The organism is Embleya sp. NPDC020886 (genome assembly GCF_044333915.1).
GTDB lineage: Bacteria > Actinomycetota > Actinomycetes > Streptomycetales > Streptomycetaceae > Embleya.
Window position 1 is genome coordinate 255,720 of the sequence record NZ_JBIRRX010000011.1, and the last position, 22,163, is coordinate 277,882.

At 72.4% G+C, this 22,163-nt stretch carries 16 protein-coding genes; 7 read left to right on the top strand and 9 right to left on the bottom strand.

What is annotated here, in order from left to right; genetic code table 11:
- Positions 1-188: 188 nt before the first annotated feature.
- Positions 189-497, top strand: a complete 309-nt coding sequence (locus ACH4U8_RS32715; RefSeq protein ID WP_395782044.1) for a hypothetical protein — start codon at positions 189-191, stop codon at positions 495-497.
- A complete protein-coding gene (locus ACH4U8_RS32720) occupies positions 494-2,455 on the top strand; it encodes an acyl-CoA dehydrogenase family protein (protein WP_395782046.1) in 1,962 nt (653 codons plus the stop codon). Before ACH4U8_RS32715 ends, ACH4U8_RS32720 begins: the two co-directional genes overlap by 4 nt.
- Here the strand turns inward: ACH4U8_RS32720 and ACH4U8_RS32725 are convergent.
- Entirely contained in the window at positions 2,372-5,209 is a 2,838-nt protein-coding gene (locus ACH4U8_RS32725; RefSeq protein WP_395782048.1) for an AAA family ATPase, read from the bottom strand. The genes ACH4U8_RS32720 and ACH4U8_RS32725 overlap by 84 nt on opposite strands.
- Before the next feature lie 600 nt (positions 5,210-5,809).
- On the opposite strand from ACH4U8_RS32725, the gene ACH4U8_RS32730 reads away from it, so the two are divergent.
- On the top strand, positions 5,810-6,478 hold the full coding sequence (locus tag ACH4U8_RS32730) for a polysaccharide deacetylase family protein (RefSeq protein WP_379991993.1): 669 nt from the start codon (positions 5,810-5,812) through the stop codon (positions 6,476-6,478).
- Positions 6,479-6,497: 19 nt separating this feature from the next.
- On the opposite strand, the gene ACH4U8_RS32735 is transcribed toward ACH4U8_RS32730, so the two are convergent.
- The 3 genes from ACH4U8_RS32735 to ACH4U8_RS32745 all read right to left on the bottom strand — a co-directional run bounded on the left by ACH4U8_RS32735 (position 6,498) and on the right by ACH4U8_RS32745 (position 11,022).
- On the bottom strand, positions 6,498-8,534 hold the full coding sequence (locus tag ACH4U8_RS32735) for a protein kinase (RefSeq protein ID WP_395782050.1): 2,037 nt from the start codon (positions 8,532-8,534) through the stop codon (positions 6,498-6,500).
- Between the two features lie 101 nt (positions 8,535-8,635).
- Positions 8,636-9,355, bottom strand: a complete 720-nt coding sequence (locus tag ACH4U8_RS32740) for a response regulator (protein WP_360309012.1) — start codon at positions 9,353-9,355, stop codon at positions 8,636-8,638.
- Positions 9,352-11,022 (bottom strand): ATP-binding protein, encoded by a 1,671-nt coding sequence (locus ACH4U8_RS32745; protein ID WP_395782052.1) that lies wholly within the window; start codon positions 11,020-11,022, stop codon positions 9,352-9,354. The genes ACH4U8_RS32740 and ACH4U8_RS32745 overlap by 4 nt, the downstream gene beginning before the upstream one ends.
- Positions 11,023-11,302: 280 nt before the next feature.
- Here ACH4U8_RS32745 and dctA point away from each other — a divergent pair, with 280 nt between their 5' ends.
- A complete protein-coding gene (dctA, locus tag ACH4U8_RS32750; RefSeq protein ID WP_395782054.1) occupies positions 11,303-12,763 on the top strand; it encodes a C4-dicarboxylate transporter DctA in 1,461 nt (486 codons plus the stop codon).
- Between the two features lie 86 nt (positions 12,764-12,849).
- On the opposite strand, the gene ACH4U8_RS32755 is transcribed toward dctA, so the two are convergent.
- On the bottom strand, positions 12,850-14,229 hold the full coding sequence (locus tag ACH4U8_RS32755) for a tannase/feruloyl esterase family alpha/beta hydrolase (RefSeq protein ID WP_395782056.1): 1,380 nt from the start codon (positions 14,227-14,229) through the stop codon (positions 12,850-12,852).
- 253 nt (positions 14,230-14,482) lie between these two features.
- Between ACH4U8_RS32755 and ACH4U8_RS32760 the strand changes: the two genes are divergently transcribed.
- Positions 14,483-15,745 carry a sensor histidine kinase gene (locus ACH4U8_RS32760; RefSeq protein WP_395782058.1) on the top strand — a complete coding sequence of 421 codons (1,263 nt, stop codon included), beginning with the start codon at positions 14,483-14,485 and terminating at the stop codon, positions 15,743-15,745.
- Positions 15,742-16,443 carry a response regulator gene (locus ACH4U8_RS32765; RefSeq protein WP_395782060.1) on the top strand — a complete coding sequence of 234 codons (702 nt, stop codon included), beginning with the start codon at positions 15,742-15,744 and terminating at the stop codon, positions 16,441-16,443. Before ACH4U8_RS32760 ends, ACH4U8_RS32765 begins: the two co-directional genes overlap by 4 nt.
- 133 nt (positions 16,444-16,576) lie before the next feature.
- On the opposite strand, the gene ACH4U8_RS32770 is transcribed toward ACH4U8_RS32765, so the two are convergent.
- From ACH4U8_RS32770 to ACH4U8_RS32785, 4 genes are all read right to left on the bottom strand, one after another.
- Positions 16,577-16,879, bottom strand: coding sequence for a hypothetical protein (locus ACH4U8_RS32770; RefSeq protein ID WP_395782062.1), 303 nt, complete (start codon positions 16,877-16,879; stop codon positions 16,577-16,579).
- A gap of 100 nt (positions 16,880-16,979) precedes the next feature.
- Complete coding sequence (locus tag ACH4U8_RS32775) at positions 16,980-18,158, bottom strand: nitrilase-related carbon-nitrogen hydrolase (RefSeq protein WP_395782064.1); 1,179 nt, start codon at positions 18,156-18,158, stop codon at positions 16,980-16,982.
- Complete coding sequence (locus ACH4U8_RS32780) at positions 18,155-19,468, bottom strand: ArgE/DapE family deacylase (protein WP_360308997.1); 1,314 nt, start codon at positions 19,466-19,468, stop codon at positions 18,155-18,157. The genes ACH4U8_RS32775 and ACH4U8_RS32780 overlap by 4 nt, the downstream gene beginning before the upstream one ends.
- On the bottom strand, positions 19,465-21,213 hold the full coding sequence (locus ACH4U8_RS32785) for an amidohydrolase (protein ID WP_395782066.1): 1,749 nt from the start codon (positions 21,211-21,213) through the stop codon (positions 19,465-19,467). Before ACH4U8_RS32785 ends, ACH4U8_RS32780 begins: the two co-directional genes overlap by 4 nt.
- A 210-nt stretch (positions 21,214-21,423) precedes the next feature.
- Between ACH4U8_RS32785 and ACH4U8_RS32790 the strand changes: the two genes are divergently transcribed.
- The gene (locus ACH4U8_RS32790) at positions 21,424-22,152 is read left to right on the top strand and encodes a helix-turn-helix transcriptional regulator (protein WP_360308994.1); all 729 of its coding nucleotides are present in this window, start codon (positions 21,424-21,426) and stop codon (positions 22,150-22,152) included.
- The last annotated feature ends 11 nt before the right edge of the window (positions 22,153-22,163 follow it).

A 22,163-nucleotide genomic window follows, 5' to 3' on the forward strand; every position in this document is an offset into this window, starting at 1 on the left:
AGTCAGGGGTTCCGTCGCCGATCCCGGGTTCATACGCCGGCCGGGCCAACCGGTTGACCGCCGCGTGTTCGCGGCCGTGCCGTCGACCCGGCGATTCCCGGACGAATCGCGGGCGTTGCCCACACCACCCGAGCAGTTCCGCACGGCCCGACGCGTGTTCGGGACGCAGCGCCGAAGGGAGCCACGACATGCACGTGTCGCACCGGGACGAGGTCGGCGAGTTCGCCGCGAACGCGGCGGCCCTGATCACCCGACATTGGGGCCGGGCCGGCGCCGCGCCCACCGGGGACCTGGACCGGCTGTGGGATGTGGGCGCCGTACACGGCTGGTTCGACCTGGGCGACAGTGACGCCCTGGCCGCCGCGATCGCCCTGGCCCGCGCGCTCGGGCGGGCCGCGTGCCCGCTGCCGGTGCTGGACGCGTTCGTCGCGGCCCGGTTGTTCGCCGCGAATACCGGCCTGGCCGGGCGATCGGCGACGGGGGCATCCGGGTGGTGACCGCGTTGCCGGGCGGCCCGGGCGATGCCGACGCCGGTACCGACTGCCTGATCGAGGCCGGCGACGCGGCCACCCACGTGCTGCGACTGCCGTTCGGTGGCGGCCCCGCGGGGCTGTATCGCATTCTGGCGGCCGAACCGGTCGAGGGGCTGGCCGTACCCAGGTGGTCCCGGGCCCGGCTCGGTACCGCACTCGCGTACGGCGTGATCCCGGCGGGCCGGGTCGACCGGATGGTGACCCTGCTCCGCCTGGGCCTGGCCGGACGCGCGTTCGGCGCCGCCGAGCAGGCCGCGACCCTGGACCTCGCCGGCGACGGCGGCCGTCCCGGCGCCCGACTCGGCGTGCTCGGCGGGGGGCGGGCCCGGGTCGACCTCGACGCGGGCGACCTGCTGATCACCGACGCGGTCCGGCGGTACGCCGAGGGCGGTGCCGATTGGGTGCCGGCCGCCGAGTTGTTCGTCGCGCACGTGCGCCGGATCGCTCCGCGTGTGCGGGTGGGCGCCCACCACCCGTCGGGTCGGGCCGGCCGCTTCGACGAGCGGGAGACGCCCTGGTTGTTCCGCCGGGTGCACGCCGACCTGGCCTGTCTCGGTGCGTTCGGCGCGCCCGGCGGCGAGGTGGCCGATCGCCTGCTGGAGCGCGACGCGGATGCCGAGCCGGGCACCGACCCGAACGCCGGGGCCGGGCTGCCCGAACCGCGACTGGGGCCGGCCGGCGATGCTCTGCGCGAGGCGGTTCGCAAGGTGCTCGCCGGCCGCCCGACCCCGCGGTCGGCGAGCGGGGAGCACGCCGACGACCCGGCGATCGTGGCGGAGTTCGCCGAGCGGGGCTGGTTCGCGCTGGACTGGTCCATCGCGTACGGCGGCAGCGGCGGCACGCCCGCCGAGCGGTTCGCGCTGCGCCAGGAGGTCTGCGGTCGGCGTCTGCCGGTCGGCGACGCGCTGACCTGTGCGGCGGTGTTCGGTGCACCCATCGCTCGGCACGGCACGCCGGAGCAGCGGGCGCGGCTGCTGCCCGGGATCCGCCGGGGCACGCTGCGCATCGCGCCGACCGATCGGGCCGCGCGGGCGGATTTCGACCCGGCCGCGGTGCGGGTGCACGCGGTCCGGGCCGGCGCGGACGATCGAGGTGAATGGCTCCTCACCGGCGACCCGCTGTGGTCCGCCGACGCGCATCGGGCCCGCTACGTGTGGCTGGTCGCGCGGACCGGTCCGGACCGGGAGCGAACGCAGGCCGGCCTCACCGTGTTTCTGGTGCCGGTGGACACGCCGGGTGTCACCGTGCGCTCCCATCGATCCCCGGCGGGGGAGCGCGGTTGCACGGTGTTGCTGGACCGGGTCCGGGTCGCCGACACGGCCAGGATCGGTGCCGTGGGCGGTGGTTGGCCGGTGATCGTGGACACCTTCGCCGCCGAGCCGATCGCGGCCGGGGACGTCTCGGCGACCCTCCACCGCGGCCTGGTCGACCTGATCGGGTTGTTGCGTGCGGGCCCCGAGGCCGCCTCTGCGGCGGGACCGCGCGGCTCGGCGGCGCGTGCCGGACTGACCGAACCGGCCGCGCGGGTCCAGGCGATCCGCCTGCCGGCGGTGGCGGCGGCGCTGCCCGCGCGGGGCATCGGCGACATCGCGGCCCGCCTGCACGGGCTCGCGGCCGGCGCGCTCGGCGGGGAACTTGCGGCGGATTTCGGCGTGTTGGTACTCGATCTGCTCGGACCGGCGGCGGCAGTGGGCGCGGGTGCGGCCGGGGGCGCCGGGGTGCCCGACATCGAGCGTGTACCGGGCTTTCCGGAACTCCCGAGCCTGCCGGGCCTGCCGGGCCTGCCGGGCCGGACGGGCTCGGCCGGAGAGGTGATCCTCGGGCCGGGGCCGTGCGGGTCAGCGGCGGCTGCCTTCGGCGGTCCCGGCGACCTGCACCGCGGCCTGCTCGCCCGGGCATTGGGCCTGCCGGTGCGGGTCTGAGTCGGCCGCCGCCACGAGCCCCGCCGTCCGGGGGCCGTCGGTGGCCCCAGGGCCGACGTCGCGCGGCCCGGGAGTGGGGCGACACCAATCCGGGTGCGACCGCAGGTGGACGGGCAGTTGCCGGCGGTTCTTGATGTCGAGCTTGCGGTAGACCCGGGTCAGGTGCTGTTCGACGGTGCTCACCGTGATGAACAACTCCTCGGCGATGCCCCGGTTGCTGTATCCGGACGCGGCCAGTGCGGCGACCCGTCGCTCCGATTCGCTCAGATTCCCCGATTCGCCTCCCGGATACGTGCCGGCGCCGGCGGTGTTCGCCTCCCGCAGGTCGGCGTAGGCGTGCGCGATGGTGCGGGTGCGCGGCCGGGCGCCGCAGTCCCGGGTCAGGTGCCAGACCCGGGACTGCAGGGTGGCGGCGCGGACCGGCTCGGCCAGGGCCTGGTAGGACTCGGCCAGCGCCTCCAGAGTGCGGGCCAACTCCAAGGTGTCCTCGGACCGGCGCAGCGCCTCGACCGCCCGGCTCAGCAGCGCCGGGCGGTCGGCGATGTCGACGGTCATCGCGCGCAGGCGCAGCGTGGTGCCGCGAATCCGGCCGCCACCGGGGCCGCACAGCCGTAACTGCTCGGCCACCAGGTCGCGGGCGCGGTCCGTCTCGTCGAGCCGCAACAGGGCCTCGGCGGCGTCGGTCCGCCACGGGACGAAGAACGGCTGGTCGACTCCCCAGCCATGGGCGAGCCAGGCCACCTGAAGGAAATCGGCGAGCGCGGCCCGAACCCGGTCGGTGGCCAACAGGAACCGGCCCCGGGCGCGCAGATAGGCGAGGCCGTGCAGGCCGGTGAACAGGTCCTTGCCGACCGGCTGGTTCACCTGCCGGGCGGCGGCCTCGAAGTCGCCCATTTCGGTGTATATGCAGATCAGGCTCGCCAGCGGGCCGCCGAGGAACAGACTTCCGGCACGCTCGGGCAGTACCGCCATCGCCTGCCGCGCGTATTGTTCCGCGTCCGGCAACCGGCCCTGACGCAACGCCGCTTGGGCACACGCCGAGCCGAACAGGGCCTGCCAACCCGGGGCTTCGCGCCGGATCGATTCGGCGAGCAGGGCCTGGGCGTGTGCCTCCGCGCGGCTCGCCCGGTCCCGGTCGATCAACAGGTGCAGCGCCGAGACCAGCGGCGACACGGTCACGTCGGTCAATCCGGAGACCCGCAGCAGTCGTTCGGCGGCCTCGATGCCCTCGACGGGATCGGGTAACGGACCGGCCGATTGCGGGTGGTGCAGCCAGGGGAGCGGGAGATCCGATTCGAGCTGCTCGATCCACTCCGCCCGCGGGTCGCTCTGCTCCTTGAGCCGGCCCAGGACCCGACGGGCCGCGTCGAGCCGGCCGTGCGACAACAACTGGTGGGCCAGCGCCGTCATGCTCGACTCGGGCAGATCGCCGAGCGCCAGTGCGGTCAACGGCTCGCCCAGGCACCGTTGTTCGGCGGCATGCGGGTTGAGCCGTCCGGTGACCTCGGCGAGCCGCAGGTGCGTCTCGGCGCGGGCGGCGGGGTCGCGGCACTGTTCGGCGGCCAGTTCGAGGCAGGCGATCGCCCGGCGCGCCCGATCCCCGTCCAACGCTTCCTCGGCGGCCTCGCGCAGCACGTCCACCGCCCACGGCTCCGGTGCCTCGCGGGCGGCGAGCAGATGGTCGGCGATCCGGGCCGCCGGAGCGCCCTGTCGGCGCAGTACGGTGGCGGCGCGGCGGTGCAGGCCGCCGTGTTCGGTCGGATCCAGGCTGTCCAGCAGTGCGGCGCGGGCCGCGCGGCGCAGTCGGTCGCCCTCCAGCAGGCCGGCGCTCGACAGCGCGCCCAGGGCCTGGGCGGTGGCGAGCGCGGTGGTGTCGGCGAGCCGACGCAGTACCTCGGCCGACACGCCGACATCCAGCACGGCGGCGGCCTTGGCCACCCGCCACATCCCGGTGCCGCCGCGGCGCAGGCAGGCCAATACGGCCTGGCCGTACGGGCCGCCGGGCGCCGGTTCCGCCGCCGCACTCGTCGCGGAGCCCTGCTCGGCGATCAGCGCGCGCAGCAACAGTGGGTTGCCGCCGGTGAGTTCGTGGTACCGCTGGGTCCGGCGCGGGTCCGGGGCATCGGCAGCCGCAGCGAGCAGTTCGGCCACGCCGGTCGGGCTCAGCGGGGCCAGGTGGAGGTGCTCCAGCTCGGGTTGGCGCAGGAACTCGGTGGGCAACTGCGGGTCCGTCGGCGCGAAGTGGGGCGAGCGGGCGAGCAGTACGAGCACCCTGGCCCGGCCCGAGTGTCGGGCCAGGTGCAACAGACACCGTACCGAGGCGTCATCGGCGTGCTGGACGTCGTCCAGGGACAGCACCACCGGTCGCCGGAGCGCGACTTCGTGGATCGCGGTGGTGAATCGCCGGGCCGCGCGGGCGCCGTCCTCGTCCTCGACCAGCCGGTTCACGGCGAGGGCCAGGCGGGTCGGTACGCCCGGGCCGTCCAGGAACTGGCCCAGGATCGCCAGGGGCCGGGCCCGGGTCGCGGAACCGGCCGACCCGGCCGCCGACAGCGATATCGCGCCGCCGGCCGTCGCCTGCTCGGCGACCCAGCCGAGTATCTCGCTCTTGCCGCAACCCACGGCGCCATCGACCAGGACGATGCCGCCGCGCCCGGCGGCGCACTCCCGGAGCGCCGTGCGTAACCTGCCGATTTGCGGCCCTCGTTCGATGAACTCCATGGCCTTTGCGAGCCCCCAAGTGTCGCCCTGCACACGTTCTCCCACCGGTGCATGAAACCCCGGGCCCGCCGGCCTCGTCAACCATAGGTAACCGGCCATTGACCACCAGTGACAGCGGGAAGGTTGCACACGCAGACATCGGACCGGCTCTCCGGTCGCTGACGCGAGCCATTGCGCGCGAGTCTCGAACGGCGCGGGCGGTGGCTCTCGACGCAGCCCAGGGCCGTTTCCGGAAGTCGGCCGGGAGCGTGGCGTTCGCGCGGTCCGGGGTCGGGTCGACGTGCCCAACCGTGTCGCGACGGTAGTGGGTGTCACCGACACTCGGCGGCGTGCCACACGCAGGCGGTGGGGTGGTGATCTTCTAGGGTGAACCCGCACGGCGGTGGGCGTCGCGCGGATGTGGAGGACGGCGCGATGGACGTGGGCCGACGGGCGATGTTGGCAGCCGCGTTGGGCGGGCTGTTGGCGGGGTGTTCGGACGCGGGGAAGTCCGCCTCGCCGAGTACGACGTCACCACCGGCGCCGGCGGCGGCTCGTCCCGCGCCGGCGGAGTCGAGTCCGAAACCGTCCTCGGGTCCGCCGGCGGCCGTCGGTCCGACCCGAGCGGAGATCGTCGCCCGGTACGGTCGGCAGGTGCCCACGAGTTGGGGCCTGGAGGTGGCGGGGTCGTTGTCCCGACTGCCGACCACCGCGAAGGTGGCGGCGCTGACCTTCGACGCGTGCGGTGGCAAGGGTGGCAGCGAGTACGACCGGGCGCTGATCGACTTCCTGCGCGAACGGTCGGTCCCGGCCACCCTGTTCGTCAACTCCCGCTGGGTGGACGAGAACCTGCCCACACTTCGGCAACTGGCCGCCGATCCGCTTTTCGAGATCGCCAACCACGGCACCCGGCACCTGCCGCTGTCCGTCTCCGGCCGCGCCGCCTACGGCATTCCCGGCACCCGGGACGCGGGCGAGGTCTACGACGAGATCTCCGGCAACCGGGCCAAACTCACCGAATTGCTCGGCCGGCCACCCCGGTTCTTCCGGTCCGGGACGGCCTACTGCGACGACGTCGCGGCGAGGATCGTCACCGACCTGGGCGAACGCTTCGCGAGCTTCCACGTCAACGCCGACGGCGGCGCCACCTTCACCCCCGAGCAGGTCCGCAAGGCGATGCGGGGAGTACGTCCGGGATCGGTCGTGATCGGTCACCTGAACCATCCACGCGGTGGTACCGCTGCCGGCATCCGCCTGGCCGTGCCCGAACTCCTCCAGCAGGGCTATACGTTCGTCCGTCTCTCGGACGCCGTGAAGTCCTGACCGACGGTGCCGGCGAGCGTCAGGAGATTTCCAACACCGGCGCCGCGGGCGCGGGAATCCCGGTACGGCCCAGAGTGCGTTCGTAGGCGTCCTTCCACACGCCGTTGGTGAACGCGGATCGCAAGGCTTCGTCGATCGCCCTGCGCAGGGGCGGATTGTCGATCGCCACGCCGATGCCGTACCGCTCGGCCGTCACCGCGGGGCCCACGAGTCTGAGCCGGCCGGGGTTGTTGGCCACGTAACCCTGAAGCAGGACCTGATCGGTGGTGACCGCGTCGACGTGCCCGCTCAGCAGATCCTGCACGCACGCCCCGTAGTTGTCCCGGGAGACCGCGATGGCCTTCGGGATGTCGTGTTGCAGCTTCGCCAGCGTGGTGGTGCCGGTGACCGAGCACACCTGGCGATCGGCCAGCGAGGAGTCGAATCCGGTCAGCACCCGGTCGTCGGTGCGGACCAGGACGCCCTGCCCGCTGACCAGATACGGCCCGGCGAACGCGATGACCTGCTTGCGCTGGTCGGTGATGGTCAACGTGCCGACGTAGTAGTCGATCACCTGCTGCTGGATGGCCCGTAGCCGGTCCTGGGCGGGGATGGATTGGAAGCGGATCCGGTCCGGGCCGAAGCCGAGATGAGCCGCGACGACCTTGGCGATCTCGATGTCGAATCCCGAGTAGGCGCCCGTCACCCCGCCCTCGGAGAGCAGGTCCGTGGAATTGGAGGCGATACCCACGTTGAGGAAGCCGCGCTCCAGGAGGCGGCGTGATGCGTCCGGGAGGTCGGACGGTGGGATGGTCCCGGGTTGGGTGCCCGTCGAGGTGGGGCCCGTACCGGTGGGACCCGGTACCTGAGTTGAGCCGGAATTCTTGCCGGCGGGCGTCCGGTCCTTCGCCGTGTCGTGGTCGAACACCATGGGGCCGAAGGTCAGTCCGAGGCCGACGATCAGGGCGACGGCGAGGAGGACGGATACGACGCGCGCCGCCTTCATCGCCTCGCGGACCGGGAGCGGGAACACGCCGCCGGAGCCGGGCGGCGTTTCGTCGGATTCCTCGGGTCTCTCGGGGGTCGGGCCGTCGGTGGGCACGGGCGGGCGGGAGGGTGGATCGGTCGGCCCCGCGCCGCCGGTGGTCGCCGGCTGCCCGGATCCGTCCCCCGACGTCGTTGCCGGCGGCGGGAGTTCGTCGGCCGTCGTCTCGGCTCGTCCGATCGCCCCCGACGCGTGGACCTGGGGCCGGGCCGAGCGGACCGCGAGCAGGGCGGCCAGCATCGCGCCCGCGTCCGGGTACCGGTCGGCGACCGGCTTGGCCATCGCCCTGGCGAGTAAATCGTCCACCTCGGACGGGAGTTCCGGCACCTCGGCGGACACGAGCGGCACCGCGGAGTGGATGTGCCGATACATCATGGCCGGCGAGTTGGCGGCGGGGTAGGGGACCCGGCCGGTCAACAGTTCGTAGAGCAGGCAGCCGACGGCGTACACGTCGCCGGCCGGACCGGCCTCGCCGCCCTGGATCACCTCGGGCGGCATGTACGCGACCGTCCCCAGCACCGAGCCGGTCGCGGTCAGCCGGCTCGAATCGCTGCCGGTGATCCGGGCGATCCCGAAGTCGGTGACCTTGAGCCCGCCGTCGACGCGCACCATCACGTTGGCCGGCTTGACGTCGCGGTGCACCACGCCGTGCCGATGCGCGTGGTCCAGTGCGGCCAGCACGGCGCGCCCGATCGGCAGCACCTCTTCGAGTGGTAACGACCCGCGCCCGGCCAGCAGTTGGGCGAGCGTGTGACCATCGATGAGTTCCATCACCAGGTAGGCGACCATGTCGCCGAAGTGATCGATCTCGTCCTGGTCGTGCACGATGACGATGCCGGGATGGTTCAGCGCGGCGGCGGCCCGGGCCTCGGTGAGGAACCGACGGCGGACCACCGGATCGTGCGCGAGTTCGGGCGCCAGCAACTTCACCGCGACATCGCGACCCAGCCGGGTGTCCCGCGCCCGGTGCACCAGGGCCATCCCGCCCCGACCCAGGAGCGGCCCCAATTCGTATCGCCCGATCCTGTCCACCGTTGCCCCCCGTCGCGCGGCCCCGACCGGCGGGCGTCCGACGCGTGACCATGGTGCCGGCCGAGGCGACGCCTCATGCGGGAGTCGGCAAAGGACGAGGGTTATCCCGATCCGGGTGGTGTGGACGCCTCCGTTTGCGGGGTGTGCCAGCGGTAGATGTACTCGGGGCGACCGGCACCGCCGTACCGCGGTTCGCGCGAGACCAGGCGGCGGGCGGACAGGTGGTCCAGATAGCGGCGGGCGGTCGGGCGGGAGACGCCGACCGCGTCGGCGATGTCGGCCGCGGAGGTCACCGCACCGGTGCTCAGGTGCGCGACGATCGCCTCGAACGTGGCGGCGGCCAGGCCTTTGGGCAGCGGCGGCGCGTCGGAGGTGCGGCGCAGCGCGGCGAACGCCTGGTCGACCTCGCGCTGTCCGGTGGCGGTCGGCGCGGCACCGGCCTCGCCGATCTGCCGGCGGTATTCCGCGTAGCCGTCCAGGCGTTCGCGGAACGCGGCGAACGAGAACGGCTTGAGCAGGTATTGCACGACTCCCAGCGACACCGCCGAGCGCACCAGCCGCAGGTCCCGGGCCGAGGTGACGGCGATGACATCGGCGTCGTGGCCCTGGCCGCGCATGGTTCGGCACAGGTCGAGGCCGTGCAGGTCCGGGAGGTAGAGGTCGAGCAGGACGAGGTCGACCGGTCGGGTGGACAGCAGGCGCAGCGCCTCGGTGCCGCTGCCGGTGACGCCGACCACCTCGAACTCCGGGACGCGGCCGGTGAAGACCGCGTGGGCCTCGGCCAGGACCGGGTCGTCCTCGACGACGAGGGTGCGGATCATGCTTCCTCCCCCGGGCGTTGGGCGGGCAGTGCGGGCCGGTCGGGCAGTGTGGGTTGTGCGGGCAGCGCGGGCAGGCGCACGGTGAACACCGCGCCGCCGGTGTCGCCGCGGGCGACGTCGACGGTGCCGGCGTGCCGGGCGACGGTGGCGCGCACCAGCGCCAGGCCCAGGCCGCGGTCCTGGGATCCGTAGGGCTCCTTGGTGCTCCAGCCGCGCTCGAACACCCGCGCGGCGAGCGGTTCGTCGATGCCCGGGCCGCTGTCCGCGACCCGAAGCAGCAGGCCGCCGTCGGCGGCGTCCGGGTCCGCACCGACGGTGACCCGCACGGTGCGCGGCGGCGGCGCCGACACGGCCGCGTCGATCGCGTTGTCGACCAGGTTGCCCAACACGGTGACGAGGTCGCGCGGTTCGAATCGGGAGGCGAACGCGTCGAGCGGGCCCGGCCCGTCGTGGTCGGTCGCCGGCCCACCGGTCACCGTCAGTTGCACACCGCGTTCGGCGGCCTGCGCGTGCTTACCGAACAGCAGTGCGGCCAGCGCGGGTTCGTGCACGGCGGCGGTGAGTTCGTCGGCCAGGTCCTGGGCGGCGGCCAGTTCGCCGGTGGCGAAGCGGATCGCCTCGGCTCCGCGCCCGAGTTCGATCAGCGCGACGATCGTGTGCAGTCGGTTGCCCGTCTCGTGCGCGGACGCCCGCAGCGCCTCGGCGAAGCCCTTGACCTGGTCGAGTTCGCCGACCAGGGCGCGCAGTTCGGTGTGGTCGCGGAAGGTGGCCACCATGCGATCGTCGCGGCCGGTGGGGCTGATGTTGACCGCGAGTGCGCGAGTGTTGCACAGGTGGATCTCGTCGGTGACGGTGCGACCGGCGGTGAGGGTGTCGGCCAGGGTGCCGTCCAGGCCCAACGTGCCCACATGCCGCCCCTCGGGTGCGGGGGGAAGCGCGAGCAGCCGGACCGCCTCGTCGTTGGCCAACACCAGCAGGCCCGCCGAGTCCACCACGATCAGGCCCTCGCGAACGGCGTGCAGCACCGCGTCGTGGTGTTCGTACACCCGGCGCAGCTCGACCGGCCCCAGGCCCAGGGTCTGTCTGCGCAGTCGATGGTGCACCGCCATGCTCGCCGCGCAGGCCACCGCGAGGGCGGCGGCGGCGACCGCGAGGACCAGCGGGACGTCCTGGCCGACCAGGGCGTCGACGCGGTGGTTGGTGACGCCGACCGAGACCAGCGCGACCGGGCGGCCGGCCGGGCCGATCACCGGGACGACGGCACGCACCGAGGGGCCGAGCGAGCCGGTGTAGGTCTCGGTCGAGGTTCGTCCCTGGGCCGCGGCGTCGATGTGGCCCAGGAAGGTCCGGCCGATCCGAGTCGGGTCGGGGTGGGTGAAACGGGTGCCGTCGACGCTCATCACCACCACGAAGTCGACGCCGTTCTCCTTGCGGATCCGCTCCGCGATCGGCTGGAGCCGGGCGGTCGGGTCGGCGGCGGTCGCGGCCTCGGCGAGGCCGGGCGCGCGGGCCAGGGTGCGGGCCACGTCGAGCGCGCGCTCCCGGGCGGTCTGCTCGCCGGATCGGCGTACCGCGTGGACGGCGACGCCCGAGCCCGCCGCGACGAGCAGCAGGACGAGGGCGAGCTGCCACAGCAGCACCTGCCGAGCGATGCTCTGGTTGGCCATGCGCGAATTATCACTGGACGTCCGGGCCGTCTCGCAAGGCGACCGCTGCCGGTATTTCACCCGTTTTACGGCGATTCGTCAGCAATTTCGTCGTGCGCGTAATGCGCGTAAGCACCGTCGCGCTCCGTCGCCGCGCCAATCTACGTCCCGTAACGCGCTGTTTCGCCGATGTTTCCGCCGCCTGCCCGTCCGCCCGTCCGCCAGGGCGCGCGGCCCGGCGCCGCTCCGGTGTCGCAGCGTTGCCGTCCGCTCGACCCGACATCCCTCCGGGAGGCCCCAGATGTCCCAGGCCACCACGACCGACCCGGCCGCCGGCGCAGCCGACCCGCCCCCCACCGGTCCGCCGCCGCCTCAGCCGCCTGCGGCGCGTCGGCCCTGGTACACCCTGCTGTACGTATGGGTCCTGGTCGGCATCCTCGCCGGCATCGTGGTCGGCGCCGCGTGGCCGCACACCGGCGAACAGTTGCGCCCGCTGGGCGACACGTTCGTCAACGCGATCAAGATGATCATCACGCCGATCATCTTCGTGACCGTGGTGACCGGTATCGCGGGCGTCGACAGCCTGCGCGGTGCCGGACGGATCGGCTGGAAGTCGCTGGTCTACTTCGAGGCACTGACCACCATCGCGCTGATCCTGGGCCTGGTCGTGATGAACGTGCTGCGCCCGGGCGACGGGGTGCACGCCGACGTCGGCTCGATGAAGGTCTCCGCGACCGCGCAGGGCTACATCGACAAGGGCGAGGCGCAGTCCTGGTGGCACTTCCTCACCGACCTGGTGCCCAGCAGCGTGGTCGGTGCCTTCGCCGACGGCGACGTGCTCCAGGTGTTGTTCTTCGCGGTGCTCTTCGGCATCGCGATCAAGCTGGTCGGGCGCCCGGCGGAAGGCATCGCGATCGGCGTGGAGCGGACCGGCCGGGTGTTGTTCGCGGTGCTGCGGATCGTGATGTACGCGGCGCCGGTCGGCGCGTTCGGCGCGATGGCGTTCACCGTCGGCAAGTACGGGCTCGACACGCTGACCAGCCTGGGCAAGTTGGTGGCGATCTTCTACGGGACGAGCCTGTTCTTCGTGGTGGTCGTGCTCGGCCTGGTGATGGCCGCGATCCGGCTGAACATCCTGCACCTGCTGCGGTACATGAAGGACGAGCTGCTGATCGTGCTGGGCACCTCCTCCAGCGAGAGCGTGTTGCCCCGGGTGATCACCAAGATGGAGAACCTGGGCGTGCCCCGGCAGGTGGCCGGGCTGACGGTGCCGAGCGGATACTCCTTCAACCTCGACGGGACCTGCATCTATCTGACCCTGGCCGCGCTGTACGTGGCGCAGGCCACCGACACACCGCTGTCCATGGGACAACAACTGAGCCTGGTCGCGGTGCTGCTGCTGACCTCCAAGGGCGCGGCCGGGGTGACCGGATCCGGGTTCATCGTGCTGGCCGCGACGTTGTCCACGGTCGGGCACGTACCGGTGGCCGGGATCATGCTGGTGTTCGGCATCGACAAGTTCATGAGCGAGTGCCGCGCGCTGACCAATGTGTGCGGAAACAGCGTGGCGAGTCTGGTGGTGGCCTCGTGGGAGGGCGTCCTGGACCGGGACCGGGCCCGCAAGGTCCTGGCCGGCGAACCGGTCGCGCCACTCGACGCCCTCGACCCGATCCCACCGGCCGCACCGGGCGGGCAGTCGACGACCGACGCACCGGGCACGGTGTCGATCACCAAGGGGGCCCCGGTCGCGGCGGCGCACTGAGCGCGGCCGGACGGCCCGCCACCCGCGACCCGCCTTCGGCGTGGTCGCGGGTGGCCGGGTGGGTGCTGGGCATCGCCCGCTGTGGATCACAACCCGCAACGATTGATCCGGTCCGCCTCCTCCGGCGGCGCCGGGACGGTGCGGCTCGGCGGCGGCGGTGTGCCGTTCCGGGTCCAGGCGGCCAGCGCGTCGAAGGCCGTGGCGAAGCACGGGGACATCGACTGGATCACCTCGGGCATGGCCCGGTACAGGCCGTCCGCGTGGGTGCCGTTGGTGACCCGGTAGTAGCGGTGCAGGTCGCCGCGACCGGCGTCGTCGACCATCCTCGCGTACACGTCACCGCTCCTGGTGATCGGCAACAACGCGTCCAACGTGCCCTGGAGACTGATCAGCGGACGCTTGATCCGTCCGGTCGACGACAACCGTTCGATCGCTTTGTGCACGGCGGCCGGGCGATCGGCGTAGACGTAGTCGGTGTCGCAACCCTTGATCGTGTTCGCCGGGCAGAACGGCGTGCCGGCCTCCTTCGGGCCGTCGTACCCGGGGTCGAGCTCCTCGCGCATGGTGCGCTGGAGCGAGTCCCACAGGTTCAGATAGTGGAATCCCCAGATCGGCTCGGAGCCGACCGGGTAGCCGGCCGCGTGCATCTCCTCCAGGCCGCCCGGCACCCGGTCGCGGAACTTCGGGTAGGCGCGCAGCGCCGCCGGCGCCGTGTCCAGGATGTTCGGCGCGTCGGGCGTGAGCAGCAGGCCGTGCAATTCGACGCCGCCGGTGAACAGGCCCGGGTTGTTCTCCAATTGCCAGCGCACCAGGTAGCCGGCCGCGGAGGCGCCGGCCATGAACGTGGTCGCGGGCCGCCGACCGTAGTGCCGCGTGGCGACCTGCTTGGCGGCGACCGTCAACTGCGCCACCCGCTCGTGCCATTCGGCGATGGCATCGCCGGGACGCCGGCCGTCCCGGTAGATCCGCTCCCCGGTGTTGCCCTTGTCGGTGGCCGCGTAGGCGAAGCCTTGCGCGAGCACGTGGTCGGAGATCAGCCGGTCGTTGGCGTACTGCTCGCGCAGGCCGGGCGGGCCGGCCACGACCAGGCCGCCGTTCCAGTTCCTCGGCAGCCGGATCACGAACTGGCTGTCGTGGTTCCACCGGTGATTGGTGTTGGTGGTGGAGGTGTCCGGGAAGTAGCCGTCGAGTTGCACGCCCGGGACGCCCGACGGATCGACCGTGCCGGCCGTCTCCAGGCCGGCCCAGTCCTCCGGGTCGGTGTGTCCGGAGGCGACGGTGCCGGCCGTGGTCAGATCCGCCAGGCAGGCACCGATCACATGCTCCGCGCCGGGCACGCGCACTCGGCACGCCGACGCCGCGGCGATCGAATCGGACTCGGGTATCGCGCTCGCCGCCGTCGAGCCCAGCGTCGTGGCCAGCAGCAGCGCGGCGGCGACGGCCAGTGGGCGGGTGGTCTTCAGCAAGGAACTGCCCTTCGTGGGATGGGGTGGGGAGCCGGATTCGGCAGTGCCGAGACTAGGAAGGGCCGGGGAGCGGGCCACAGATGCCGACCGGCCACACCGCGATCGGTCTCCGCCCCGGGGTGTGCGGCGGCGCCGCCGAACGGCACATGACCTTCGGCCAAGGTTCGGCACGCCCCGGCCGCACCGGTCCCGGGCGCTTCATCCACGGGTATCGTTCGGCGCACCGCACCGGGGATCGAACAGGGGTACCAAGATGACCGCGTCGTCACCGCCGGCCCCGACCGCGGGGGTGTCCCGGCCGATGTCCTGGCTGCCGAGCACGGTCTACGCCGTCGTGTTGATCGGCGGACTCCACGGCGGCGTGATCGAGGCCGGCCCGATCCGGCCGCTGCGACTGGGCGGGTTCGCCGGGTGTCTGCTGCTCCTGGTCGCACTGGATCGCCGGGAGGTGTACCGCCACCCGGTCCGTACCCCGCCTCGACCGGCCGTGTTGTTGCTGATCGGCCGACTGGCGCTGTTCGCGGCGGCGGCCGGGCTCGACCGCTCCGGCGTGTCCCGGGCGCTGTTCGTCCTGGTGCCGATCACCGCCTACTTCGCCTTCGGCCGGCGGGTCGGCGTGGCGCTGAGCACGGTGTGCGTGGCGGTGATTCTGCTCGCCGACGTGCTGTGGGTGCCCGAGTGGTATCTGCGGACCGACATCGTCACCGACCTGCTGATGTCCGGCCTCGGCCTGGTGCTCGCCGTGGCGATGGCCTCGATCGCGGTGGGCGAGCAGGCGGGTCGGGTCCGGTTGGAGGACACGCTGCGCGAACTGCGCGACTCGCACGCGCGGTTGGCCGACTACGCGGCCCGGGTCGAGCGGCTTTCGGTGGCCCAGGAACGCAACCGGCTGGCCCGCGAGTTCCACGACGGCCTCGGCCACCATCTGACCGCGATCGCCATCCAGTTGGAGAAGGCATCGGCGTTTCGGGACCTGGACGCCCGCGTCGCCGAACGGGCACTCGCCGACGCACGCTGGTCGGCGAGCCGGGCACTGGACGAAGTCCGGGTGTCGGTACGGGCGCTGCGGGACGAGGGGGAACCGTTCTCGTTGTCCGCGGCGCTGGCGGACCTGGTTCGGCACGTCGAGGGCGGCCCCGCCCGGGTGACTCTGGACGTGGCCGGCGAGGAGCACGGTTACCACGTCGAATCGCTCACCGCGCTGTATCGCGCGGCGCAGGAGGGTCTGACCAACGCGCACCGGCACGCCGGCGCCGGCAACGTCGCGGTGTCCGCCCGCTACGGCGAACGCGAGGCACGACTGGTGGTCGCCGACGACGGGCGCGGCTTCGTCCCCGGCCCCACCCTCGGCGATCGTGCGCTCGACAGCGCGGACGGCTTCGGCCTGCGGGCGATGCGCGAACGGGTCGACCTGCTCGGCGGCCGGGTCGAGGTCGACGCCGCACCCGGGCGGGGCACCGTGGTCACGGTCACGGTGCCGCGCGTACCGGCGCGTGTCGGGGCGTCGAGCCGGTGAGCGGACACGAGGAGGACCCGGTACGGGTGTTGGTGGTCGACGACCAGGAACTGGTGCGCGAGGGCATCGCCTCGCTGCTGGGCATCCAGCCCGGCATCACGGTGATCGGCGCGGTCCCGGACGGCCGCCAGGCGGTGGACATCGCGTGTGCCGAGCATCCGGACGTGATCCTGATGGACGTCCGGATGCCGGTGATGGACGGTGTCACCGCGGTCGCGCTGCTGAGCGAACGCGCGCCGCTGTGCCGGGTGATCATGCTGACCACGTTCGACGACGACCGGTACGTCTCGGAGGCGCTGCGGGCGGGCGCGATCGGCTACCTGCTCAAGAACCTGCCGTCGGCACAACTGGCCGCCGCGATCCGACTGGCCCGCGCCGGCGTCGCCCCACTCGACGCCTCGATCACCCGACGCCTGGCCGCGCCCCGGCCCGAGCGGCCGACCCCGCCGCGCGACCCGGACCCGGGCCCGGACCCGAGCCTCGGTCCGGATCCGGGCCGCGAACTCGACGTGCTGACCGGGCGCGAGATCGAGGTGCTGCGACTGATCGCCACCGGGTCGACCAACCGCGAGATCGCCGGCCGCCTGTTCCTCAGCGAAGGCACCGTCAAGAACCACATCTCCCGGATCCTGTCCCGGCTGAACCTCCGCGACCGCACCCACGCGGCGATCTACGCCCGCGACCGCGGCCTGCTCTAGGAACCTCTGACGAAAGCCGGCGACACCTCGAGGAACCGAAGGTCAAGGGGCGGATCGGCGCGCTGCCCGACCGACGGGACGTCAACCGCTGTCGAGCGCCGAGGGGCGCCGAGACCCCTCGGCACGAAACCCGCTAACCGCAGTTCATCGTCACACTCGCGTAGAAGACATGGCCGCGGTACGGGTCGTCGAAGACCTCGAAGACCTGTGGCGCGTCGGCCGCTTCGCAGGAGTAGCGGCCGTCCGTGCGGGCCGACTCCTGGGCGTCCTCGATCGCGGCCCGAACCGCGATGTCGGCCGTCGGGCCCATGCCCCCGCCGCAGTACAGCGCCGTCCCGCTCGCCATCGCCGGCGCGCCGGCGGACAGCAGGGCGGCGGCCAACCCGGCCACGAACAGTGCGCCCCGGGTCAGCCGCGTGGAAGTTGTCGCCATCATCGATCCCCTCCTGATTCCGCAGGGCCCGGCGGTGGGCGGGGCCCTGGAGTCTCCGTCACCCACACGGCCGGCCGGCCGCACGGGTTCACCGGGCCGCCGTTCACCCGTCCGCGTCCGCCCACCGGTCCAGGATCGCCGTCGGGTCGTCGCCGCCGGGCGGTGGGATGTACCGCGCCCCGGGCGAGGCGTGTGCGGGGGGCGTGTAGGCGCCGCGATCGATCAGGCGGCGGATGTTGGCTCGATAGATCTCGTCCACGTCGGCATGGCCCGTCGGATCGTGGTCGAGCCACAGATTGGCCGGGTGCACGGGGCGGTCGTACATCCGGCGGAAGAGTTCGGTGCGCAGGTCCTTCAGCCAGTTGGAGTTGAGGTTCATCACCCGGAATCGGCGCAGCGCCTCGATGTCCACGATGCCGGCGACGAAACTGTTCGCGCCGGAGACCGTGTGTGCGATCACGGCGCCGAGGTGGTCGACGATGTGCGAGTGCCCACCGCCGATGTCGTACGGATGCCGGGCGTCGGGAGTCACGTACACCGGGCCGACGTTCGGGCAGACCATGTACAGGGAGTTGAAGTGCGCGTGGGCCCGGTTCTGCAAAAGCCACGTGCCGCCGGGGTCGGGGCCGGCCTGGGTCATCGGCACCGCCTCGCTGGGTCGGTACACCACCTCGGCCCCGCCCAGCGCCAACGCCCTTACCGCCTCCGGGTATTCGCCGTCGCTGCAGCAGATCGTGCCGATGTTGCCGATGTCCGGGGTGCGCAGGACGGGGTAGAAGGCGTCGATCCCGTCGCCGAACACCTCGACCCAGCGATCGTAGACGTCGTGCGGGGTGCACGAATGCTCGCGGCACCAGACGTGGTTCTTGGCGGCACGGTGCACGATCTCGCCGTCGGGGGAGATCACGAACAGCACGTTGAAGTAGCGGTCGGGGACGATCTCGGGCCAGCGCGCCTTGCACTGGACGACCAGGTAGGTGCCGTAGTGGCGGGCGAGGGCGGCGAGGCGGTCGGTCTCGGGGCCGGGGATGTCGATGAACAGGTCCCGGGCGGCCCGGACGTGCGGGAGGTCGAAGATCTCGTCGGTGAAGCCGGTGAGCGCGCCCTCGGCGAGCGCGATCAGCTTGACCGGCATGTTGATCCCGATGGTGGAGACGGCGGCGTGGATGGCGTCCTCGATCGTGTCGAGGTTGCGGGTGATGTGCCGGCGGGCGCCGATGCCGTGCACGATCGTCGACAGTCCGACGGCCAGGTAGGGCGCGATCGGTTCGGGCCCGCTCACGCGCCGCACCAGTCGATCGCCGCGAGCGCGTAGGTACGGGCCGCGCAGATGATCTCGTCGATCGCGCAACGTTCGTCGTAGGCGTGCGCCATGGCGAGTCGACCCGGTCCCAGGCCCACGGTCGCGATGCCGGCGCGGCAGAGCCAGGTGGAGTCGGTCGCGGAGGGGAACGCCTCGATGCCGGGCCGGGCCGCGTACGGACTGTCGTGTCCGGCCAGTTCGCGCGCGCCGGCCACGACGTTGCACAGCGGATGGGTCGGGTCCACGCGCGATCCGGGGTAGCACAGTTGCCAGGTGACCACCGGCGGATGCTCGCGCAGCCATGGGTCGGTGGCGGCGACGTGCGCGATGTGGCTCTCGATCTCCTCCCGGATCGTGTCCTGTTCCTCGGCCGGCGGGTGGAACACCGCGTAGACCATGCTCATTCGGTCCGGAATGAAGGCGCCGCTGCGGGAGTGTCGGGCGCCGCCGTCGAGGGCTCCGGGGGCGATGGTGAACTGTCCGGGTTCGAAGAGCGGGTCGAACTTCGTGATCGCCCAGTCGTGTTCGAGGCGCCGAAGGGCCTCGTGGATCACCAGTCCCCGGTCGATCGCGCTGACCGCGATCGGGTCCCGCGTGCCCTGCCCGCGCAACATGCGTCCGCGCATGGACGAGTGGGCGCTTTTGCCGACCACGTCGACCTGCATCACCAGCACGCCGGGGGTCGCGGCCATGACGGTCAACGGCTTTGCTGCGCCCGTGGGTTCGGCCACGATCGCGCCGTCGGCGGTGTAGCCGCGCGCGAGCACCGCGGAGGTGCCCATGTGGTGTTCGAGGTTCTCCTCGCCGACCACGGCCTGGAGGATCAGGTCGCCGCGCAGCCGCACCCCGGCCTCCCGCAGGGCGCGGGCCGCGAACGCCTGCGCGACCAGGCCGCTCTTCATGTCGGCCGAGCCGCGGCCGTGGATCCAGCCGTCCTCGATCGCCGCGTCGAACGGGTCGCCGGAGCGCCACGCGGCGGGGTCGCCGGGCGGGACGACGTCGACGTGACCGTTGAGGATCAACGAACGGCCGCCCCCGGTACCCCGGATCACCCCGACCGCGTTGTCCCGCCCGGGGTCGACCGCGAACACGTCGACCTCGGCGCCGGCGTCGGTGTACACACCGGCCAGCAGGCGCGAGACCGCGCCCTCGGCGCCGACCACGTCGGCGTAGTCCTCGCCGGGGAAGGTCGGCGTGACGCTCGGGATTCGAATGGCCGCGGCGAGGGTGGCCAGCAACTCGTCGCGCAGGTCGTCGATTCGGGCGAGCACCTGCTCGTGTGCGGTCATCGGCCGTTCTCCGTTTCGGGTTCGTCGCCGGCGTCCGCGAGGTCGCCGCTGTCGTGCACGGTGCGTCCGCCGAGGAGGGTGCGCAGCACCCGGGTACCCGGGAGGTCGTCGAGGTCGCAGCGTGCGGGGTCGCGGTCGACGATCGCGATGTCCGCGTGGTGGCCGGGTACCAGGGCGCCGATGTCCGGCCAGTCCAGCACCCGGGCGGCGCCGGTGGTCCACATCCGCAGTGCCTGGGCGCGGGTGAGGACCTGGTCGGGACCGGCGTTGCGGTGCCCGGAGCCGGCGAACTCGTGTGTCTGGGCCAGTTTGATCTGCTCCCACGGGTTCTTCGGTCCCCAGTCGGTGCCGCCGCCGAGGTCCAGGCCCGCGTCGAGCAGGCGGCGCAGCGGGACGAGATCACGCCACACGTGCTCGCCCATGCGCTCCCCGTACATCCGGCCCTTGCCCCACGCGAAGCCGACCGACGTGGTGACCTGGAATCCGAGCGCGCGGTAGCGGCGGACCTGGTCGGGGGTGATCGTGATCGCGTGTTGCAGGATCCAGCGCCGATCACGGAAGTCGTGTTCGCGGACCACACGTTCGGCGATCGCCAGGAAGTCGTCGTGCTCGCGGAACGCGCCCAGGCACATGTTCGCGCGGATCCCGCGTGCGGCGCAGAACCGGACGAAAAGTTCCTCCTTCTCCAGGGACAGGAATCGAACTCCCCGGGTGGGCGAGCCGAACGGGCCGGTGTACGGCTCGTGGGTCGCGAAGTAGCCGGAGAAGCACGGGCCGCCCGGACTCATCGTGATGCCGTCGATCCGCAGGAACTCGTCGTCGCGCTCGGAGGGTTGTGCGGTCAGTCGCTCCAGACGGGCCCCGAATTCGGCCGTGCTCAGCGGCTCGAACGGGGTGAAGATGACCGACTCGATGTCGGGCGCGGCCAGGACCCGGAAGGTGAGCCGGCCCTGGGCGCGCAAGTGCCGGTATACCTCGATGTGTTCGGGTTCCATCGCGTGCCCCTCGTATACCGTGGTCACCCCGTGTGCGGTGAACCGGGCCATCTCGTCGAGGGTGCCCTGTACGGCGCGGGCGGGGTCGAGCGGGGGCAGCTTGGTCAGGATCTGGGACCAGAACGGGTCGTACGTGTAGTAGTTGGTGACCGGCCCGCGCAGGATGCCGGTGAGTTCGCCGTTGTCGTCCTTGTCGATTTCGACGTCGCAGACCCGGTCGGGCAGGAAGGCGCTCAGCCCGACGGCGCGCAGTCCCGCGCTGTTGAACGCCACCACGTTCGGCATGCGCGGCGCCCAGGCCTGGATCAGCACCGGGTGGTCGGCGGTCGCCGCGTCCAGGGTGTGCCGGTCGGGCAGGCGCCGTTCGGCGAGGTCGGCCGACGAGCGCCGGACGAAGTAGTGCGGTTCCCCGACCGGCGTGCACATGATCCACTCGCCCGGGGGCGTGTGTGCCGCGTGCTCGCGGATCCGCGCCACGATGTCGGCGTGGTCGACGGCGTCGGTCAGGTCGACCAGGCCCGCCGCCAGGCCACCGAAGTGCAGCACGTGCGGGTGGGTGTCGATCAGACCGGGCAGCACGGTCGCCCCGGCGACGTCCATCGTCCGCGCGCCCCGGCCGGCGAGGCTCGCCATGTCGCGGGCGCCGCCGGTGGCGAGCACCCGCCCCGCCTCCACCACCAGCGCCTCGGCGTCCGGCGCGGACGGATCGAGGGTCAGTACGTTGCCACCGGTGATGAGTGTCCTGGCCATCCGCTGCCTCCGCTCCGACCGGCGGGTCCGGTCATCGGGTGAAGGTAGGCGGGCAGGCGATGGGGCACATCGATCCAACGGTTGACACCCGACCTTGACCCCTCGGTTCGGGCGCGGTTAGGTTCGACCTGCCTCCCTTCGACCTCCTCGTGTCGATCTCCTCGGTCGGCCTCTCCTCGACCCCTTCCTTCGGACGAAGCGGCGGCCCCCATGTACCCCAGCACCCCACGATCCACCGTCGGCCCGCACGGCGTCGCCGAGTTCAAGGCGCGGACGATGGACTTCCTGGCCGAGTCCGTCTCGGCGACCGGGATGGTCTTCTACTCCGTCGATCCAGGTCTGAACGCGGTCGGCCATGTCTTCCGGGGCATCCCGCCGGCGCGCAACGTCGGCTACCTGAGCCATTTCCATCTGCTCGATCCGTTCCACCCGAGGCGGTTCGACGCGTCGGACACCCCGCTGGCGACGCTGTTCGACCTGGGGGAACGGTTCGACGCGTCGGATTACTACCGGCACTTCATGCGTCCGCTGGGGATCCGCTACGAGGCCGAGTTGTACCTGCGGCACGACGGCCGGCTCGTGGGGGGTGTGTCGCTGTTGCGGGATGCGCGCGAGGGCGATTTCACCGCGCGCGAGCTGCGGTTTCTGCGCAAGGCGCACCCCTATCTCGAGTACGCGTTCGGCGCGTGGCAGCAGCCGGCGGTCGATCCGGCCCCCGAGGCGGCCTGGGAGCTGACCGCGCGCGAGGCCGAGGTCGTCGCCCTGCTGCTCGACGGAGCGACGAACGCGGAGATCGGCCGGGTGTTGTCGATCGGTGTGCCGACGGTCAAGAGTCACCTTCAGCACATCTTCGACAAGACGGGGCTGCGGTCCCGGGGCCGGCTCCTGGCCCACATGTTGCGGGACCGACCGGGAACGACGGATCGGGCGGGACGCTGACGGCGGGTCCG

Excerpts from the sequence above, each read along its gene's own strand:
- ACH4U8_RS32715 (WP_395782044.1), top strand. The coding sequence starts at position 189 with ATGCACGTGTCGCACCGGGACGAGGTCGGCGAGTTCGCCGCGAACGCG.
- ACH4U8_RS32740 (WP_360309012.1), bottom strand. The coding sequence starts at position 9,355 with ATGATCCGCACCCTCGTCGTCGAGGACGACCCGGTCCTGGCCGAGGCC.
- ACH4U8_RS32745 (WP_395782052.1), bottom strand. The coding sequence starts at position 11,022 with ATGGCCAACCAGAGCATCGCTCGGCAGGTGCTGCTGTGGCAGCTCGCC.
- dctA (WP_395782054.1), top strand. The coding sequence starts at position 11,303 with ATGTCCCAGGCCACCACGACCGACCCGGCCGCCGGCGCAGCCGACCCG.
- ACH4U8_RS32760 (WP_395782058.1), top strand. The coding sequence starts at position 14,483 with ATGACCGCGTCGTCACCGCCGGCCCCGACCGCGGGGGTGTCCCGGCCG.
- ACH4U8_RS32770 (WP_395782062.1), bottom strand. The coding sequence starts at position 16,879 with ATGATGGCGACAACTTCCACGCGGCTGACCCGGGGCGCACTGTTCGTG.
- ACH4U8_RS32780 (WP_360308997.1), bottom strand. The coding sequence starts at position 19,468 with ATGACCGCACACGAGCAGGTGCTCGCCCGAATCGACGACCTGCGCGAC.
- ACH4U8_RS32785 (WP_395782066.1), bottom strand. The coding sequence starts at position 21,213 with ATGGCCAGGACACTCATCACCGGTGGCAACGTACTGACCCTCGATCCG.
- ACH4U8_RS32790 (WP_360308994.1), top strand. The coding sequence starts at position 21,424 with ATGTACCCCAGCACCCCACGATCCACCGTCGGCCCGCACGGCGTCGCC.